The organism is Methanosphaera sp., assembly GCF_016282985.1.
In the GTDB taxonomy this organism is placed as follows: Archaea; Methanobacteriota; Methanobacteria; order Methanobacteriales; family Methanobacteriaceae; genus Methanosphaera.
On record NZ_JAEELZ010000099.1, the window covers coordinates 1 to 3,027 of the forward strand.

The following is a 3,027-nucleotide window of genomic DNA, read 5'->3' on the forward strand; positions in this document are numbered from 1 at the left end:
TTAAATGACAATGTTAATGAAGGAATTTTATTAGATGATATTCCTGTTGGTAAATATTTTATGTTTTTGCGTAGTACTAATGATGATGAAAAGAGAGACGACACTTATAAATATTATGTTTTAAAAAATAATTCAGAATATAAAGAAACATCTTTTTATACATTTAGTAATATAGGAAACAAAATTGTTATTAGTTCTGATGATGATTATGCAACACTTATGATGACTGTAAATAAGAATAATGATGATAATATTTTTGATGTTGTAATTGATCCTGGACATGGGGGAATGGATAGTGGGGCTAGTAAAAATGGTTACAAAGAAACTGATTTTACAATGAGAGCAGCTCTTAGTTTAAAAGATAAAATGGAGGCATATGGGGTTAAAGTTAAATTAACTAGAGAAAAAGAACAATTAACTTTAAATGAAACATTACCTAATTATGGATTACATGGAAGAGCTGTAATTCCACATGAAGTAAATGCTAAATATATTTTTTCACTTCATTTAAATAGTAGTAATTATTCATCTGCAAATGGACTAGAAATATATACTGCTCAAAATATTAATTATGATTTTGCAAAGAAATTAGTAAAAAATATTACCGAAAATGCCAAAACTAATATTTCTAAAAATCCGGTTAATAGAGTTTTTGATGGAGTATATACGAGAACATTTACAGAGAGTGATATTAATAGTTCTATAAAAGAATACAAACAAAAGAAAATGGAACCATATGATTTAACTACTAAATCTAATTATTATTATATGATTAGGGAAACTGGTGGAATAGTTACAGGGGCATATGTTGATAATCGAAATGAAAGCGTTGGAGAAAATCCATATTATAATAGTAATGTAGGTTGTGAAACATACTTAATTGAAATGGGATATATAACTAATAAAATTGATGTTGAAAATATTAACAATAATTTAGATAAGTATACTGATGCAATTGCTAATACTTTTAAAACTGTTTTTGTAAAGTAGTAAAATGTAAAATTTGTGTTAAATTATTAAAAATCAAAATTTATTTTTTGATTTTTTTTATTTTCTTATTTTTTTAATAACTAGTTATAAAAAAGTTATTTTTATAAATTTTTGTTGTTTTGATTATTTATTATTTTTTTAATTTTTATTTTTTGTATTTCTTGGTTAGCATTTCTTTATTTTTGCTGTTTGTTTATAAATTTTTGTTATGTTATATTGCACTTGAAAGGAGGTAAAAATGCTTAATCAAGTTATTTTAGTTGGTAGATTAGTGAAGACACCAGAACTTTTTGTAGCTGAAACAGGAAATAAGGGTTCAATTATAACATTAGCTGTTGGTAGAGCTTTTAAGAATATAAATGGTGAATATGACACAGATTTTTTAGATTGTACTTTATGGACTGGAATTGCTGAAAATACGGCTGAATATTGTAAAAAAGGTGATGTTATTGGTGTTAGAGGAAGGTTACAATCTAGAATTGTAGAAAAAGAAGATGGAACTAAATATAAGAAAATGGAAGTTATTGCTGATAAAGTGACTTTTCTTTCTACTACAAAGCCAGGTGATAAGGAAGAAGATAATATAATTTCAGAAGAATTGGATGAAGTTTGTGATGAATGTTCTCAAGAAGTTATAGAAGGTAAGAATAAAAAGAAAAATAAATAGATTTTAGGGAAGGATTTTTATTATGATTTTAGGGTATAGACTTAGAGAACTGAGGAAAGATAATAATATGAGTCAAGAAGATTTAGGAAAATTATTAGGTGTTACTAAGGTTTCAGTTTCTGGATATGAAAATGGGACAAGAATTCCTAGTATGGAAACTTTAATTACAATTTTAAATGTTTTTAAAATTTCAGCTGACTATCTTCTTGGAAGAGAATTAGATGTTATTTGTGAAAGTGAAGAAAAAACTGCTTTAATTGCAAAAAATGATATTGATATTATTAATGAATTGAAAGGACATCCAAAACTTTATAATTTAATTGCAGCCAATCCAAAAAGATTTTTTTCGAATATAGAGAAAAATTGATATATTATGACACTTTTTATGATATAATACTTTCTAAGGAAGTGAGAACATGATTGATGTTAAAGACTTATTTAATAGTAGTTATATAAATAAAAAAGTTACTGTTAGTGGTTGGATTAGAAATCATCGTAAGCAAAAAGAATTTGGCTTTATTGATTTTAATGATGGAACTGGACAAAAGAATTTACAAATTGTGTATGATAACAAGTTAAAAGAGTTTGATGAAATTCAAAAGTTACATATTGGAAGTGCACTTACTGTTACTGGTAAAATTGTAAAATCTGAAGGTGCTGGTCAAGAAATTGAAATGAAACTTATTAGTTACGTTTTAGAAGGTGATTGTCCAGATGATTATCCATTACAATCCAAAGGAAGACCAACAAGAGAGTATTTACGTGAGCAAGCTTATTTGAGACCTAGAACTAATTTATTTAGTGCGGTTTTTAGAGTTAGAAGTGTGGCAGCATATGCTATTCATAAATATTTTCAAGAAAATGGTTATGTATATTTTCATGCACCAATTATTACTGCAAGTGATTGTGAAGGAGCAGGCGAAATGTTTCAAGTTACAACTCTTGATTTAGAAAAAGTAGCTCAAAGTGGTAAAGTAGATTATAGTAAAGACTTTTTTGGAAAGCCAGCTTCACTTACAGTTAGTGGACAGCTTCAGGCTGAAACATATGCGCTTACATATAAAAAAGTATATACTTTTGGGCCAACGTTTAGAGCAGAAAATTCTAACACTAAGACGCATGCTTCTGAGTTTTGGATGATTGAACCAGAGATTGCTTTTTGTGATTTAGAACAAGATATGAATATTATGGAAGACATGCTAAAATATGTTGTTAAATACGTTTTAGATAATTTACCTCTTGAGATGGAATTCTTTGATAAGTTTGTAGAAAAAGGATTAATTAATAAACTTAAGAAATTAATTACTAGTAAATTTACAAGAATAGATCATGAAGAAGTTATTTCAATTCTTAAAAAAGCAGACGTTAAA

Annotated in this window: 4 protein-coding genes; all 4 read left to right on the top strand. The window is 26.8% G+C overall.

Translation table 11 applies throughout. The annotated features are described in order from the left end of the window. Nucleotides 1–990 (top strand): N-acetylmuramoyl-L-alanine amidase (locus QZZ11_RS06195; RefSeq protein ID WP_292474514.1); only part of this gene is annotated, 990 nt, incomplete at its 5' end. A gap of 238 nt (nucleotides 991–1,228) precedes the next feature. Beyond that, nucleotides 1,229–1,657, top strand: a complete 429-nt coding sequence (ssb, locus tag QZZ11_RS06200) for a single-stranded DNA-binding protein (protein WP_292474516.1) — start codon at nucleotides 1,229–1,231, stop codon at nucleotides 1,655–1,657. A gap of 22 nt (nucleotides 1,658–1,679) precedes the next feature. Continuing rightward, nucleotides 1,680–2,024, top strand: coding sequence for a helix-turn-helix transcriptional regulator (locus tag QZZ11_RS06205; protein WP_292474517.1), 345 nt, complete (start codon nucleotides 1,680–1,682; stop codon nucleotides 2,022–2,024). A gap of 49 nt (nucleotides 2,025–2,073) precedes the next feature. Continuing rightward, nucleotides 2,074–3,027 (top strand): asparagine--tRNA ligase (gene asnS, locus QZZ11_RS06210; RefSeq protein ID WP_292474518.1); only part of this gene is annotated, 954 nt, incomplete at its 3' end.